The sequence below is a fragment of the Actinoplanes sp. NPDC024001 genome (assembly GCF_040638955.1).
Taxonomy (GTDB): Bacteria; Actinomycetota; Actinomycetes; order Mycobacteriales; family Micromonosporaceae; genus Actinoplanes.
In genome coordinates, this window is the sequence record NZ_JBEZZB010000208.1 from 1 (window position 1) to 15,588 (window position 15,588).

The 15,588-nt window shown below is 70.5% G+C and carries 12 protein-coding genes, 1 tRNA gene and 1 pseudogene; 8 read left to right on the forward strand and 6 right to left on the reverse strand.

Translation table 11 applies throughout. From position 1 onward, the window contains the following. Window positions 1-88: 88 nt before the first annotated feature. The 5 genes from AB0F81_RS45250 to AB0F81_RS45270 form a co-directional block, all read right to left on the reverse strand. Window positions 89-268 (reverse strand): hypothetical protein, encoded by a 180-nt coding sequence (locus tag AB0F81_RS45250; protein ID WP_360209497.1) that lies wholly within the window; start codon window positions 266-268, stop codon window positions 89-91. A 59-nt stretch (window positions 269-327) separates the two neighbouring features. Further along, window positions 328-462 carry a hypothetical protein gene (locus AB0F81_RS45255; RefSeq protein ID WP_360209500.1) on the reverse strand — a complete coding sequence of 45 codons (135 nt, stop codon included), beginning with the start codon at window positions 460-462 and terminating at the stop codon, window positions 328-330. Window positions 463-566: 104 nt separating this feature from the next. Further along, entirely contained in the window at window positions 567-1,088 is a 522-nt protein-coding gene (locus AB0F81_RS45260) for a potassium transporter TrkG (protein WP_360209503.1), read from the reverse strand. Window positions 1,089-1,099: 11 nt separating this feature from the next. Then, window positions 1,100-1,621 carry a hypothetical protein gene (locus AB0F81_RS45265; RefSeq protein WP_360209505.1) on the reverse strand — a complete coding sequence of 174 codons (522 nt, stop codon included), beginning with the start codon at window positions 1,619-1,621 and terminating at the stop codon, window positions 1,100-1,102. A gap of 692 nt (window positions 1,622-2,313) precedes the next feature. Next, window positions 2,314-2,721 (reverse strand): ATP-binding protein, encoded by a 408-nt coding sequence (locus AB0F81_RS45270; protein ID WP_360209508.1) that lies wholly within the window; start codon window positions 2,719-2,721, stop codon window positions 2,314-2,316. A 72-nt stretch (window positions 2,722-2,793) separates the two neighbouring features. On the opposite strand from AB0F81_RS45270, the gene AB0F81_RS45275 reads away from it, so the two are divergent. Then, the gene (locus AB0F81_RS45275; RefSeq protein ID WP_360209511.1) at window positions 2,794-3,045 is read left to right on the forward strand and encodes a hypothetical protein; all 252 of its coding nucleotides are present in this window, start codon (window positions 2,794-2,796) and stop codon (window positions 3,043-3,045) included. Between the two features lie 2 nt (window positions 3,046-3,047). Then, window positions 3,048-4,706: a recombinase family protein gene (locus tag AB0F81_RS45280; protein ID WP_360209514.1), complete on the forward strand. Its 1,659-nt coding sequence runs from the start codon at window positions 3,048-3,050 to the stop codon at window positions 4,704-4,706. Here the strand turns inward: AB0F81_RS45280 and AB0F81_RS45285 are convergent. Further along, window positions 4,685-4,771, reverse strand: a tRNA-Leu gene (locus tag AB0F81_RS45285). The genes AB0F81_RS45280 and AB0F81_RS45285 overlap by 22 nt on opposite strands. A 180-nt stretch (window positions 4,772-4,951) precedes the next feature. On the opposite strand from AB0F81_RS45285, the pseudogene AB0F81_RS45290 reads away from it, so the two are divergent. The 6 genes and pseudogenes from AB0F81_RS45290 to AB0F81_RS45315 all read left to right on the forward strand — a co-directional run. After that, window positions 4,952-5,182, forward strand: a pseudogene (locus tag AB0F81_RS45290) (tetratricopeptide repeat protein); the annotation flags it as partial. Window positions 5,183-8,047: 2,865 nt separating this feature from the next. Beyond that, window positions 8,048-8,458: a fibronectin type III domain-containing protein gene (locus tag AB0F81_RS45295; RefSeq protein ID WP_360209527.1), complete on the forward strand. Its 411-nt coding sequence runs from the start codon at window positions 8,048-8,050 to the stop codon at window positions 8,456-8,458. A 143-nt stretch (window positions 8,459-8,601) separates the two neighbouring features. Further along, on the forward strand, window positions 8,602-11,151 hold the full coding sequence (locus AB0F81_RS45300; protein ID WP_360209517.1) for a fibronectin type III domain-containing protein: 2,550 nt from the start codon (window positions 8,602-8,604) through the stop codon (window positions 11,149-11,151). Beyond that, window positions 11,145-12,122, forward strand: coding sequence for a MoxR family ATPase (locus tag AB0F81_RS45305; RefSeq protein ID WP_360209519.1), 978 nt, complete (start codon window positions 11,145-11,147; stop codon window positions 12,120-12,122). Before AB0F81_RS45300 ends, AB0F81_RS45305 begins: the two co-directional genes overlap by 7 nt. After that, window positions 12,119-13,228 (forward strand): DUF58 domain-containing protein, encoded by a 1,110-nt coding sequence (locus AB0F81_RS45310; RefSeq protein ID WP_360209522.1) that lies wholly within the window; start codon window positions 12,119-12,121, stop codon window positions 13,226-13,228. Before AB0F81_RS45305 ends, AB0F81_RS45310 begins: the two co-directional genes overlap by 4 nt. Then, window positions 13,222-15,537, forward strand: a complete 2,316-nt coding sequence (locus AB0F81_RS45315) for a transglutaminaseTgpA domain-containing protein (protein ID WP_360209524.1) — start codon at window positions 13,222-13,224, stop codon at window positions 15,535-15,537. The genes AB0F81_RS45310 and AB0F81_RS45315 overlap by 7 nt, the downstream gene beginning before the upstream one ends. The last annotated feature ends 51 nt before the right edge of the window (window positions 15,538-15,588 follow it).

Consider the following 15,588-nt stretch of genomic DNA (forward strand, 5'->3'; position numbering starts at 1 on the left):
TCCGCCGCCGCTGCCTTCAACGATCCCGTGACTCCCACTACCGCAAACGACTCAGCACGCTCGGAAGCTACGAACCGCCGTAGCAGTACTAGTCGCCGTAGGCGCGCAACCGATATCGGCCTGCTTCCGTCTCGATGCCCCAGCCGTACGGCAGCTCGACGGCGAACGGCAGTTCGGCCAGCATGGTCGCCCTGTCACGGGCGATCGGCCCGGCGACCGTATAGCCGCGCGCGTGCAGCGCGTCGAAGAGCTCAGCCAGTGCCGCCACACGGGATGATCACGTGCGGCGCTGAGCCTTCGCGCTTCTCCGGCGGCATGATGCCGCTCTCAATGACCTGTCGGCGGGATGTTGGACGTCCTACCGGCCTTCAGGACACGCTGCACCTTCTTCGCGTGCTGCTTCTCTTTCAGAGTCTTGCCCTTTTTCTTTTCGTTGCCCTTCCGCGGGGACTTTTCGGACATGACGGCTCCTTCGCGATGAGGCCGCCGTGAACAAGCCCCTTGGCCTGTGAACCGGAACTTGCCCGCGAGACGGCTATGGCCGTTCGTACCAGCCGTCTCAACCGTCACACTCCCCGGCGGGGCCGGATAGGGCCGAAAGTCCCGTCCCCGACGCTTGACGGCGGCCGCCGCACTGAATGCACATGCCGGGGTCCCAGAGCGCGACCATGTCCGTGGGCCGGCAGAGTTCGCACTCCTGAGCCTCGTCGGAGACCATGTCGATACCGTGCTGTCCGCCGCAGCCGACCGCGCCGCCCACCGCACGCCGGGGTTGGGGGTGGACGCTGCAGCGACCATTTCCGTGGTGTGCGCAGGGCCCGGCGCAGTTCGAACAGCACCGGGAAACCGATCCCGCCGATGATGATCGCCGCACAGATGGGCAGGCAGATCAGCGGGTCACCGACGAAGCGCATCAGGCTGTCGGCGTACAGGCCGAAGCCCGCGTTGTTGAACGCTGACACCGCATGGAACAAACCCAGGTACGCGGCCCGGCCGCACGGCTCGCCGTAGCCGTCAGCGAAGCGCAACGTCAGCATCGCCGCCGCCGCGGCCTCCACCAGCAGACTGATCCGCAGCACGCCGATCACGACCCGGCGGGTCACCTACCCCCATGGTTTCGTCTCGGCCTGCGTGCCCAGTTGCAGCCGCATCCTGAGCCGGCGGGCCACCAGCAACCCGAGCAGCGACGCCACGTCATGATGCCGAAGCCACCCACCTCGATCAGCCAGAGAATGATCACCTCACCGAGTCCGGACCAGTGGCTACCGGTGTCCACGATGACCAGCCCGGTCACGCACACCGCCGACGTGGCGGTGAACAGCGCCGTGATCGCACCGGCGCTGCGCCCGGTCTCGGTGACCGCCGGAAGCATCAACAAACCCCAGCCCATCACGACGGCGACCGCGAACCCGAGCAGTACCAGCCGGGCCGGATGGCGCAGCACCTGCCCCGTCCAGCGGGCCACCGGCGCTGGCAAGCGCACTGCCTGCAGGCGCTCACTCGCCTGGGCGGTCCACCTCCACACCCGCTCCCGCAGCGCGGCGCCGCCCTGTCGGGTCGCCCGCCCCGGGACTCTCGCAATTGGTAGATCGGTCAACGGCGCCCAGATCAGCAACGCCACACCGAGAGCCACCGCGCCGAAGAACCCTGCGATCGTCAGCTATCCCATCAGCAGCTGAGCCCAGGTCGAATCCACCAGGCCCATCATGCCCGCACCGGGAATCGGGCGTGTCCCAAGTAGCGATCAGACCGGCTATTCGGTGTTGCTAAGTATCGGTAGTCATTGTCACTTTGCGCCTGTAGTCAGCAGCACCGAGTAGCTTCGAGAGGAGGGGCTTCATGGGCAAGCAGGTGACGGAGATGCTCAAGGGAACACTCACGTTTTCGGCGTGGTCTACCTCGAGGCCCACGGGACGATCGCCACCCCGGAGGGGCCTCCGGCTCGGCAGCACGCTGGCGGTGGACTCACAACATTCGATGTCATTACTCGCGGTGCCCATCCCGCCGGATCTCAGCCCGGCGTGTCGGGCCGGAAACACCGCTCCTGGCACAGTCCCCAGGTACGACGCTCGTGGAGGTCTGCGTTGTGTGGGTCGACTGTGACGGCTTGCTGGAGCAACGTGACGGCCTGGCCGGGGTCTGCATGATCGTCAAGGACGATTTAGGCGTCGAGGACGTCACGCCGTAGTGCTTCGCGGGCGGCGGTAAGCCAGGCCCAGCGGTGACCGGGCTGCCTCCTGAGCCCCGCTGCCTCGGCCACGTTTGTCCGTACCGGGTCGAATGGCTGACCGCGGAGAGAAAATGGACGACCGATTAGCTGACCTGCGGTCCGGCCTGGATGTCATCGACCGCGGGTGGTGCGACCGGGCGGATGAGCGTGACGGTGGTGCCGACGTTGTCGCTTTTCCAGGTGAGGTCGCCCCCGTGCTGGGCGAGCCATAGGCCGCGCCCGCTCAATGCGTCGCGGGCCGGGCGATTGTGGTGACGTGCGGGTGGCATGCCAGGCCCGTGGTCGCTGATCCGGCAGCGAAGCTGGTCGCCGGTACGTTGGAGGTCGAGGCGTCCGTGGCCGCCGCCGTGACGGACGGCGTTGATGGCGAGCTCGTGCACCGCGAGTACGAATCGGTACAGGACGGGGCCGGTAAGGCCGTTTTCCTGGGCGAAGTGGGTTACGTCCCGGCGCAGCCCGCCCAGATCGTTGCCGGTGAATTCGCGGACCATTTGTTGGTTGTCGGGCCGCAGATCCGGGTGTGCACCGGTAAGGCGGTGGTGTTCAGGCCGGGACAGGCGTGCGTGACCGAGTCGCCGCGCAACGAACAGAGCGTACTGAATACCCGCAGCTCAGCTGAGGTACTGTCGGATCAGTCCACCGGCCCGGAATCAGCCTCCGGCGCGCCAATTCAGGTGAGCCTGCCCGTGGAACCTCCCAACCTGACTCCCGCCGCAGCACGGCTGCTGTTACGCATCCTGCTGCGCGCAGCCCATGAGCAGGGCCTCACCACGGCCGGCAGCAGCACCGAGGTCGGCGAACCATCCGAGGAGTGATCATGAACTTCGCGTTCTACGGCCGCGTCTCCACCGAAGACCAGCAGGACCCGAAAGCGTCCCGCGCTTGGCAACTGATGCGCGCCAGCGCGCTCATCGAGCCCTCCGGCGGGGAGATCACGCACGAGTTCTTCGACATCGGGCTGTCCCGGTCACTGCCCTGGAAACGCCGCCCCGAAGCCGCGCGCCTGCTCACCGCTCTCAGAGACCAGAACCGCGGCTTTCAGGCCGTCGTCATCGGGGAGCCACACCGAGCGTTCTACGGCAACCAGTTCAGTCTGACCGTTCCGGTCTTCACCCACTTCGGGATCCAGCTGTGGGTGCCCGAAATCGGCGGCCCGCTCGACCCGGACAACGAGGCTCACGAACTGGTCATGTCCGTGTTCGGCGGCATGAGCAAAGGCGAACGCAACCGCATCAAGGTTCGCGTCCGCACCGCAATGACAGCGCAGGCCGAACTGGAAGGCCGCTACCTAGGCGGCCGCCCGCCCTACGGCTACACCTTGGTTGACCTGGGCCCACACCCCAACCCGAGCAAAGCCGCAGGCGGCCGGCGGCTGCGCGGACTCGCCCGGGACCCGAACACGGCACCGGTCGTCGAACGCATCTTCGAGGCGTTCCTCAACGGCTACGGGATCTTCGCCATCGCCGAAATGTTGACCGCTGCGAACATCGCCTGCCCGTCCGCCAACGACCCAACTCGCAACCGGCACCGCAGCGGCATTGCCTGGTCCAAAAGCGCGGTCCGGACCATCCTGACCAACCCCCGCTACACCGGCTACCAAGTCTGGAACAAGCAACGCACCGACGAAGTCTTGCTGGATGTCGAGGACGTCGCCCTGGGCCACACCAGCATCATGCGCTGGAACCCGGGGGAGAAGTGGGTCACCTCGAAGGCCCCGAGCCACGAGGCGCTTGTCGCTCAGGAGACCTTCGAGCGGGCGCAGGAGATTCTGCACCGGCGTGCGCGCTCTGGTGCTCCGCACCGCAAGCATCGTGCACGTCATTCGTACGTGTTCTCCGGAGTCGTGTTCTGCGGAGTGTGCGAGCGGCGCATGCAAGGCCAGTTTAGCCACGGCGATGCCTACTACCGCTGTCGCTACGCGAAGGAGTACGCACTCGCCAACAAGATTGACCATCCCGGCAACGTCTACCTGCGCGAGGGCGTCCTGATCGATCCGGTCGACACCTGGCTCGCCTCGGCGTTCTCGCCCGCCAACCTCGACCACACCGTCGCAGCCATCGCCGGCGCTCAGGTCTTGGACGAGCCGGCGATCAGGACCAAGCAGGTAGGTGAGGCCATCGCCGCCTGCGACAGCAAGATCAAGCAGTACCGCGCCGCACTCGACGCCGGAGCCGATCCGGCCCTCGTGACCGGCTGGATCGCCGAAACGCAGACCGAACGCGTCAGACTGGAGCTGCAGCTGACGCAAGCTCCGAAGGTTCCGCGTCGGATGACCCAGGACGAGATTCGGCAGCTTGTCACCGCGCTGGGCGACATCGTCGCTGTCCTGCGTAACGCTCACCCCGAGGACAAGGCCGAGGTCTACCGGCAGCTCAACCTGCGCCTGGTGTATGACCCCGAAACGACAACAGTCCGCGCCAACGTGAGTCTTGGCGCGAACCGTGGGGAAAAGGTTGGTGTCCGAGGGGGGACTTGAACCCCCACGCCCTATACGGGCACTAGCACCTCAAGCTAGCGCGTCTGCCATTCCGCCACCCGGACTTGCTCAGTGCAGTCTAGCGGAGCCGTCGTCCTGGCTTTCACCTGGGTTTCGGCTGCCCCGCGGGCCGCACAGCAGAGAACTGTACACGGCTCTGAGTGGTGCTCAAAGCAGGGGTGGGAGCCCGACATTCCGGGGCATAAAACTACGCGACCTGGCGCACGGGGGACGATCCGGGCAGCATGGCGAAGGTGTCGCAGCCCTCCCCGTTGACGCCGGCTCTGGAGCGGGCGCACGCCCTGGTCGCCGCCGGGGATGTGGCGGGGGCGCGGGCGCTCCTGGAGCGTGCGGTGGAGCTGGGGCGGGAGAACCTCGGCGAGGACGAGCCGGATGTGCTGGCCACCCAGCGTGAACTCGCTGTGGTGCACCAGAGGGCCGACGACCCGGCGGCGGCGCGGCGGGTGCTGGAACAGGCGTACGCGGCGGGGCAGTGGCGCCTCGGCGACAGCGATCCGCTGATCTTGCAGATTTCTTATGACCTGGGCGTGGTCGCCGAGGAGCTGGGCAACCGGCACGAGGCGCGCAAGGCGTTCGCCCGCGTTGCCGGCCTTGGGCCGGCGACGCTGGGCGCGCAACACTGGGCGGTCACGCGCGCGCAGGCCTATCTCAACCAAGATCAAAACCCGTCTCCGGTACGAGTGAGCGAACGCGCCTCGCCATTTCTCGACGGTGAGACGGAGCTGTTCCCGCCCACCGCCTCGAGGGAAACCGTCCGTCCGAAATCTGTCGCGCCCGAACCGGCTGGTCCGGCCAGGGCGGCCGAGGCGCAGCTGTTCACGCCGCCGGTTCGCGAGTCGTCAACCGAGCTGTTTCCACCGGCCCGGGACGTGATCAACCTCCCGACCAAGGTGTTCCCGACAATTCCCGATCCACCGCCCGAAGCCAGTGAACCGATCGGCGCAGGCCCTTGGGCGGCCCCACCGCGGCGGATCGCCCCCGCAGGCCCCGCGACAACTGGCGTCACTGCTCCCGAGTTGACCACTCACCCGGCGGGCCGCGATTCGGCGACGCCGCGCACCACCAATGCGGAATCGGTCGCTCAGCCAGCAGGCTTCGATCCAGCGGCGACGCGCGCCACTGCACCGGAGTTGACCACTCACCCGGCGGGCCGCGATCGAGCGACGGTGCGCACCGCCGCTGCTGAGCCGGCCGCTCAGCCAGCAGGCTTTGATCCAGCGGGGACGCGCACCTCTGCTTCCGAGTCGACCGCCCGGTCGGCTGGCATCGAGCCGACGGAAGCGGCCACCAGTCCGACGAGGCCGCCCGTGCAGCAGGCGACGCCGGCGGTTGCGCTGCAACAGCAGGTTGACCAGCAGGACTCCACCTCGGCGCGGGGCGGGCAGCAGCCTGGCGCGGCGCCCTGGGAGGCGGCCCAACTGGTCGATCGCCGACAAGCTGCAATGCCGCCCTCGGGGAAGCCCGCGGCCACCGCCCATTCGCAGGCTCGCGGGCCGCAAACTCCGTCGGAGGGCACCCCCGCGACGGCTCAGCCGAGCGAGCCTGACTCCGCTGCCCGATCACAACCGACCGGGCTCCAGGCCGGCACGGAAGCGCCGCCTGGCGAACGCGCGGAGAGCGTCGGGCAGTCCGGCGCGCAAGCGGGCGACGATCAAGTTGCGGTGGTCGTCAATCCTGCACCGCCGTCAGGCCAGCAACGATCCGCACCTAGCGTTGGGGAAGCGCGGGCCCCAGCGGACGAGCCCCGACCCGGTGCCTGGACGTCCTCGCCGCACTTGGCCGGGCATCAGGCCGCGGCGGCTGTCGACGCCAATTCCTCGCAGCAGAGCGAGCAATCGGCGACAGGCGCGTGGGGTGCTGCGACGCAAACGAGTGGATCCCCGCCAGAGGCGGACGGCCGGGATGCCGGGGCGGCCTCTGACGGGGACCGTGCCGCTGCAGGTGTGTGGCAGCCAAAGCCGGCGGACAAGCTCGGCGCGGATGAGGCTGCCGGGACGTCCGCGGCAGCGTGGCCGCCCGCGGCAACACCGCGGGCTGGCGAACACCCGGCGGCGAAGAGCCCATGGTCCGGCGAGCAGGAGTCGGCGCCAAGGCCTCGATCAGGCGGCCAGCAAACCCCGGCGCCTGTATGGCCAGGAGAACAGCAGGCTGCGGGCAGTTCCTGGGCAGCGGAGCAATCCGCAAAGCCGCCAGGTGCTAGCGGGCGGCCGATCCCGCCGCCGTCACCGCCCAGCGGGCAGCTGACTGCGCAGCCGTCATCGCCCAGCGGGCAGCTGGCTGCGCAGCCGTCATCGCCCAGCGGGCAGCCGCTTCCGTCTGAGGAGGCGGTGCCTCCGGCGCCGTCAAGGCTAGGCGGACGGCAGGTTCCGCCGCCGTCTTGGCCCGAAGCGCCTTTGCCCCCGTCGGGGCTTGGCGCTCAGCAGGTCCCGCTGCCGTCTGTGCCTGACGAGCCGCTTGGTCAGCCGTCCGGGCTCGGTGGGCAGCAGGTTTCACCGCCGTCTTGGCCTCAGATGCCTCCGCTGCCGTCGGGGCTTGGTGCACAGCAGGTCCCGTCGCCGTCTGGGCCGGATGAGCTGTTTGGTCCGGCAGCGGACCGCGGTGCACAGGAGGTTCCGTCGCCGTCTGGGCCGGATGAGCTGTTTGGTCCGGCAGCAGAGCTTGGTGCCCAGCAGGTTCCGCGGCCGTCCTGGCCTGAAGTGCCTCCGCCGCCGTCGATGCCCGGCGTTCAGCGGGTTCCTCGGCGGTCTGCGCCTGACGGGCAGCTGGATCCGCCGTCGGGGCTTGGTGGGCAATGGGCTCCGGTGCCGTCTCGGCCTGAGGGGACGGTGCCGTCGGGGCTTGGTGAGCAGCAGGTTCCGCCTCCGCCCTGGTCTGAGGAGCCCTCGCTGTCGTCGGGAGTCGGTGCCGAGGAAGCCGTGCCGCCGTCTGTGCCTGACGGGACGCTGGGTCCGCCTTCGGGGTCGGGCGGGCAGGGGGTTCCGTCAGCGCCTCAGGCGGCCCGGCCGCTGTGGGCCGGCGAGCAGGATCCGTCGTTGAGCCAATGGGCGGACGAGCGGCAGACCGGCGGGACCTCGTGGCCTGGAGAGCAGCGGGCTGCGGCCTCGCCATGGGCTGAGCACGGGCATGCTGACGTAACCGGCTGGCCGGAGCCGCGATCCGGCGCTCTCACTCCGTGGCCGGGCGAGCGTGCGGGGGAGCAGAGCGATGGGATTGCCTTATGGCAGGGGAGTCCTTCGCTAGCGCCGGTGGGGCGGGACCGCCTGGGGGCAGCCATGAGCATGGGTAGCTCGTACACCGCTGTTGATCGCCGAAGGCGGGGGATGGCGATCTTCGCGGTGGTTGCCGCGGCTGTGGCCGCGCTGATCGCGGTGGCCGCGCTGGTTTTCGTGCTGGTTGATCGGGCGCGGCAGGTGGGTGAGCCGGTGGTTGCGCCGAGCGGGGCGAGTGTGCCAAGTCTGGAGAGTGCGCCGCCTGCGGGAGTGCGGCTCGACGACCAGGGGGCGACCGTTGCGGTCAGCTGGACGGACCCGGCTGGCGGACAGATCCCGTTCATGATCACTATGGGGCGACCGGGGGAGCCGTTGAAGCCGGTGGCGTCTACCGGAGCTGGGGAGACGTCGTTTCGGATGACCGGGCTCAACGTGGGGCTGGACTACTGCTTCGCGGTTGTCGCGGTCTATGCGACGGATCGCTTCGCGGCCTCGGAGCAAGCCTGCACGCGTCGATCATGATCGATTGAGATTGGTTATCCACAGGCGCGCCGACCGGGTATCGACGACCGCTGAGATTTCCCTATGATGGCTCGGTCCTGACCGGCTGTGACGAGGGGATCACGGTGGTGAGCAGTTCCGGCGCAACGCACCGTGGTTATCTCGTGACGTTCGGCGTCGTGGTGCTGCTGGCTGCCGCTCTCGGGCTGACCGTTCGCGGGCTGGGCTCGGCTGACGAGGCCCTCGCCAGCTATGACGCCGCGTCCTGGATGTGGAGCCGTGACCAGGGCGAGGTGGCCCGGGTCAACGGGGTCAACGCCAAGGTCGACACCCGCGTCGACGTCCGGCAGGCGCGCGGGCACCAGGTCGAGGTCAGCCAGAGCGACCGGTTCGTGCTGCTGCGCGATGTGGACACCGGCGCGATCGCGTCGATGGACCTGGCCGACCTGCAGGCGTTCTGGAAAGGCGAGTCGGCACCCGGCGTCGGGGTCAGCGTGGCCGTGCACGAGGACGCGGCGTTCGTGGTCGACGCGGTGCAGGGCAAGGTCCAGCAGATCGACCCACGCACCCTGCAGGGCATCGGGGAGCCGCTGCGGTTCCCGCCCGGCATCAGCGGTGGTGTGTTCGACGGCGCCGGCCGGCTGTGGATCGCCGCGTCGAGTGAGGGCACGGTCACCGCGATCAGGCCCGCGCCGGGCACCGGTGACGGGGCCGCGCCGACGCGGGAGCGCACCGAGACGGTCGCCGCGCCCAGTCATGACCTGGCGCTGACCACTCTCGAGGACGGGGTGGCGGTGCTCGACCGCACCACCAACGAGCTCACCCGGATCGGTGCGAGCAAGACCACCATCAGGCTGCCGCTGTCCGGCCCGGGGATCGTGCCGCCGCACACCGACGGTGACACCATCGCGGTCACCGTGCCGGGCGAGCGGCGGGTCTATGCGGTCGACGAGACCGGAATTCGCAGCCAGGTGACCGTGCCGGGCGACGGTGGGCGGCTGCGGGCGGCGGTGGTCTGGCAGGGCTATCTCTATGTGGCCGACGGTGACACCGTGCACGTCTTCGACCGGTCCGGGCAGCCACGCGACGACATCCGCATCCCGCGGCCGGGCGGTGAGCTGGAGCTGGAGGTGCGGGAGAACCACCTGTTCATCAACGCGCCCGGCGCTTCTGCCGCCCGCGTGGTTGACGACACGCACACGGTGCGGCCCGTCGACAAGGCCGCCGACGACGTGCTCGGCGGGGACCCGCCGCCGGAGAAAGCGCCGCCGCCCGCCCCGCCGAAACGCAAACCGGCGAAACCGTCCGTCACCGAGCCGGGCGCGCCGCGCAACGTGCGGGCGGCCGCCGGCAACGCCGAGGCGCGGGTGACCTGGCAGGCGGCCGCCGCCAACGGGGCGGCCATCAGCAGATATGTGGTGTCGGGAGCGGGGCGCACCTTCCAGGTCGGCGCCGATCAGCGGTCGTTGGTGGTGACCGGGCTGACGAACGGGGAGACCTACCGGTTTCGGGTGCACGCGGTCAACCGCAAGGGTGACGGGCCGGCGCGCACCAGCAACGCGGTCCGGCCCACGGCCGAGGTGCCCGACCCGCCGGGCGGCGCGCCGATCGCCGAGGCGAAACCCGACGGATCGGTCACCGTGACCTGGCTCGCCGCCAACGGGCAGGGCCGCAAGATCCAGCGCTATACGGTGACCGCGATCGCGGCCGGCGGCAGCGCGCCGCTCGGCGACACCACCGGCACCTCACTCACCGTTCCTGGCGGGCGGCTGGCGTACGGGACGCAGTACGCCTTCACCGTTGTGGCCGTCAACGACCGCGGCGCCGGATCCCAGGCGTCCGCGGTCAGCAACAGCGTCGTGCCGTTCACCAAACCGGGCCGGCCCGGCAACGCCGCGGCCACCACCGTCAACGACCAGGCCGGCTCGATCCGCGTCACCTGGGGCGCCGCCGCCGACAACGGCAGGCCGATCAGCAAATACGTGGTCACCGCCGGGGAGAAGAAGACCGACGTCGCCGGCGCCACCACCACCGTCGAGGTCGCCGGCCTCGGCAACGGGCAGAACGTGCCGGTGACCGTCGTGGCGGTCAACGAGGCCGGCGAGAGCGAAGCGGCGAGCACGTCCGCCCGGACCGTGGCGCCGGCCAAGGTGACCGTCACCGGCGTGACAGCGACCCACAACGCGGCCACGGTGACGTTCACCGCCGACGCCGGCGGCGGGGTCCCCACCTGCGTGCTCACGGTCTCCGGCGGCGGCACGGGCTCCTCCGGAAACTGCCGCAGCCTGTCCGCGACCGGGCTCAAACCGAGCACCGGCTACATGTTCACCGTCACCGTGCGCAACGCCGCGGGCGCCGCCATCGATGCGATCAGCAAGACCACCGGCGCCCTCTACGGCACGGCTTCCTGCATTAACGGCGACAGCGGCGAACGGAAGACCTACTGCGACAAGGACGCGTCCGGCCGCAACGGTAACGAGATCTTCGAGATCACCCAGCAGAAGGACAACCGGCAGGCCGGCTGGGTCAAGCACGGCACCCGGCTCAAGGCGTACTGCAAGAAGGCCGGCGAAGAGGTCAACGCCTCCGTCCACAACAATCACAAGCGCAGCACGTGGTGGATCCAGGTCGACTACCAGGGCCGGAACTACATTCCCTGGGTCTGGCTCAACCTCGATGGCGGCGACAACCTGAAGGGCCTGCCCGCGTGCTGATCCCCGCCCATGTCAACGGATTCGCCGAGGTCGCCGGGGAACTCGCCGACCGGATCGGCGCTGTCGTGCTCGGCAAACCCGAGGTCGTCCGGCTCGCCCTGACCGCCCTGTTCGCCCAGGGGCACGTGCTGCTCGAAGACGTGCCCGGCGTCGGCAAGACCACCTTGGCCCGCGCGGTCGCCGCGTCGATCCGCGGGCAGTGGCGGCGCATCCAGTTCACCCCGGACCTGCTGCCCTCCGACGTCTCCGGCGTGACGATCTTCAACCAGGCCAGCCGCGGGTTCGAGTTCCACCCCGGGCCGGTCTTCGCCAACATCGTGATCGCCGACGAGATCAACCGGGCGTCGCCGAAAACCCAGTCGGCGCTGCTGGAGGTGATGGAGGAACGCCGGGTCACCGTCGACGGCGTGCCGCACCCGGTGCCGCAGCCGTTCCTCGTCGTCGCCACCCAGAACCCGGTCGAGATGGACGGCACCTACCGGCTGCCCGAGGCGCAACTCGACCGATTCTTGGTGAAACTTTCCGTCGGCTACCCGTCCGAGCAGGTCGAGGTCGAGGTGCTGCGCGGCGCCGCCGGACGCTCCGCCGACAGCCTGGAGCCGGTCACCGACACCACGACCATCGGCGAGATGGTGCGGATGGCGCAGGGCGTGCACATCGCCGACCCCCTCTATGCGTACGCGGTGCGGCTCGCCGCCGCGACCCGCAACCACCCTCAGGTACGGGTGGGAGTCAGCCCCCGCGGCGTGATCGCGCTGACCCGGGCCGCCAGTGCGTTCGCGCTGATCAACGGCCGGGGCTACGTGCTGCCGGAAGACCTCAAGGAACTGATCACCCCGGTGTTCGCCCACCGGGTCCTGCTGTCGGCCGACGCGCAGCTGCGTGGAGTGACCGCGGCCGAGGTGCTGGCCGACGCGGTGCGGTCGGTGCCCGTGCCGTTGCCGGATCGGCGCGTCCCGGTCGCGCCGTGACCGCACGCGGTCTCGCCCTGCTGGTCGCCGCCGGGGTGCTGCTGGCCGCCGGTTTCCGGTACGGCTACCCGGACCTGGCCCTGCTCGGCGCGGCAGCCGGGCTGGCCGTCGCCGCAGCGGCCGGCTTCGCCGCGTGGCGTCCCCGGCTCCGGGTCAACCGCGTCGCCGAACCGGAGCGGGTGGCCCGCGGCGAACCCGCCCGGATCACGCTGACCGTCCGCAACGGCAGCCGATGGCGCGCCGCGACGCTGCTCGCCGTCGACCGCTGCGGCCCCAGCACCGTGCCGGTTCCCCTGCTGCGATTGCGGCCGGGACGCGACACCAGCACCGGCTATCCGGTGCCGACCCACCGCCGCGGGCTCGTGCCGGTCGGGCCCCTCGCGGTGACCCGGCGCGACCCGCTCGGGCTGATCACCTTGAACCGTGTCTACGGCGAGACGGTCACCGTGCGGGTGTATCCCCGCATCCACCCGCTGCGCGCGGTGCCGGCCGGACTGACCCGCAGCCTCGACGGGCGCGCCGACCGGGCGCCGTACGGCAGCATCACGTTCGACTCGCTGCGGGAGTACGTGCCCGGCGACGAACTGCGGCGCATCCACTGGCGCAGCAGCGCCAAGGTGGGCGAGCTGATGGTGCGCGAGCAGGTGGACACCGCCGAACCGGTCCTGGTGGTGCTGCTCGACGACCGGGCGTCGGCGCACACGGGCGAGTCGTTCGAGCACGCGTGCGAGGCCGCGGCGTCGGTGATCACGGCGGCGGTGCGGGAGGCGCTGCCGGTCAGCCTGCACCTGGTGGCGTCGCCCGGTGGCGGGGCGTTCCTCGACGTCCTGACCGAGGTGACGCTCGGGGACGGGGACCTCGGGGGCACGGTGCGGCGGCTGCGCGCTCAACGGTCCGGCGACACGCTCGTGTTCCTCACCGGGCCGGGCGGGCGCGGTGATCTCGGGGCGGTCAGTGGGCTGCACGGGACGTACCCGGTGGTGGTCGCCGGTCTGCTCGGCGACCGGGATGCGGCGCCGGAGCCGAGCGCGGCCGGGATGATCGTCGTCGAGGCCGCGGACGGGGCCGAGTTCGCCACCGCCTGGGACGGGGTGCGCGGATGGTGAGACTCCTGCGCGCAGCGGTGGTGCCACTCGCGCTGGCCGGTCTGCTCGGCCTGGCCGGGGCGGTGCTCGGGCGGATCTACGCCGACGGACTGCTCGTGCAGCTCACCGCGGGTGCCGCCGTCGGGTCCGTGGCGGTCGGGGTGGCGACCCGGCGGCTGCCGTCGTGGAGTGCGGGGCCGATCTCCGCGATGGTGCTCGCGGGCTACACGGTGCTGGCTCTGCACGTCGCCGCTCCCGCCGGGATCACCGGGGCGGTGCTGCGCGACGCGCTCACCAACGGCATCCCGCGCCTGCTCACCGCGCTGATACCGGTCGAGGCGACGCCGGACACGGTGGTCGTAGCGGTGATCGCGGTGTGGGCGAGCGGGCTGGCGGCGACCGAGATCGCGGTGCGCGGTGGGCGGGTGCTGTTCGGCTGCCTGCCGCCGGTGCTGCTGTATGCGGGCGCGCTCTACGTCGTCGGGCCGAACGCCGGGCCGGCCATCGGGTTCACGCTGGTTTTCGCGCTGCTGGTGGCGGTGGCTCTGGTCGGTGGCGTCGCCCCGGCTTCGCCGGGACTGCCGTTCCGGGCCCGCGCGCACGCGGTCGGCGCGGCCGCCGGCGCGCTGCTGATCTTGGCCGGGCTGGTGGCGGTGGCCGGGCCGTGGGTCGGCCGCCGGGTGGCAGCGACACCGGTCGACCCCCGGGGGTACGTGGAACCGCCCCGCGTGGACAGCCTGGACGAGAGTCCGCTGAACCGGATCTCGGGGTGGGCGCTGTCTCCGGGGCAGCCCCTGCTGGAGGTGCGCCCGGTCGGTGGTGCGGGGCGGGTGCGGCTCCGGCTTGCCGTTCTTCCCGACTACGACGGGGTGACGTGGCGGGTGGGCGGGGTGTACCGCAACGCGGGGCGGGTGTTGCCGGAGCAGCCGGTGCTGGCCGGGGCCGAGGTCGCGGAGATGCGGCAGGAGATCACGGTTACCGGGTTGAGCGGGCGGTTGCTGCCCGCGGTTGCGACGCCGGTGGCCGTGTCCGGGGCGAGGGTGGCGTACGACGCGGGGAGCGGCACGTTGATCCGGCCGGAAGGGCTCGTTCCGGGGTTGCGGTATTCGGCCACCTCGCGGGTCCAGGAGCCGGATCTGAATCAGCTTCCCCACGCTGACGTGCCAGCCGGTGGGCAGGTCGCGCGCTATCTGGGCGTCGGGGCTGAGGTGCCGGAGCAGATTCAGCGGCTCGCCGAGCATCTCGCCGACGGCAACGGTGGCGCGTATGACCGGGCTGTTGCGATCGAGCAGTTCTTGGCTGAGCACTATCGGGCGGTGGCGGATGCGCCGAGCGGGCACGCGTATCCGAACCTGGGCCACTTCCTCTTCGGCCGGCCCGGGCAAGGAGGACGGGCGGGGACGTCGGAGCAGTTCGCTGCGGCGTACGCACTGCTGGCTCGATTGACCGGGCTGCCGTGCCGGATCGTGGTGGGGTTCTCGGCGCCGGCCGCAGGCGGCGCTGTCACCGGTGGGGATGCGCTTGCGTGGCCGGAGGTGCTGTTCGACGGGCTCGGCTGGATCGCGTTCGATCCGATGCCGAAGGGGGATGATCCGCGGGCGGTGGAGGAGGATTTCATTCCTCAGCCGACGACGCCGCCGCCTCCGATGCCGTCGTCGGCGGCGGTGAGCGATACGCCGTCGGTTGAGCCGTCGGTGATGGTTGCGGCGCAGTCGGGGGAGGGCGGGCCGGCGGCAATGGTGGCGGCCGGGGCCTTGCCCGTTGTGGCGGTGGCGGGCGGATTCGTGCTGGTGGTGGTGTGGATGCGCCGCGTGCAGCGACGGCGGCGGCTGTTCGTGGGGGAGCCGGGGGAGCGGATCGCGGGGGCGTGGTGGGAGTTCAGCGACGCGTTGCGGCTGGCGGGGCGGCCGGTGCCGGCTCACCTGTCGGCTACTGAGGCGGCTGTGTTCGCGCAGTCTAATGGTCCACCGGTTGGCTCCAGCGATGCTGTCAGGGCGGGGTTGTCAGTGGCGTTGGCAGGCAAGCTGCGGTTGAGGAGATCTGCCCAGAGTGCATCGCACTCGGGGGCGTCGGTCGGTGGGCGGAGCCGGACGTGGTCGTTGCGCTTGCAGTCGCTGATAAGCAAGGCGAGCCCCGCCCAGGCGGTGAGCCCCGCCCAGGCGGTGGCCTCCGCCCAGGCGGTTAGGTCCGCCCAAGCGGTGGGCTCTGCCCAAGCGGTGGGCTCCGCCCAAGCGGCGAACTCCACCCAGGCGGTTAGGTCCACCCAGACGGCGAACTCCACCCAGGCGGTTAGTACTGCTACGGCGGTTCGTAGCTTCCGAGCGTGCTGAGTCGTTTGCGGTAGTGGGAGTCACGGGATCGTTGAAGGCAGCGGCGGCGGA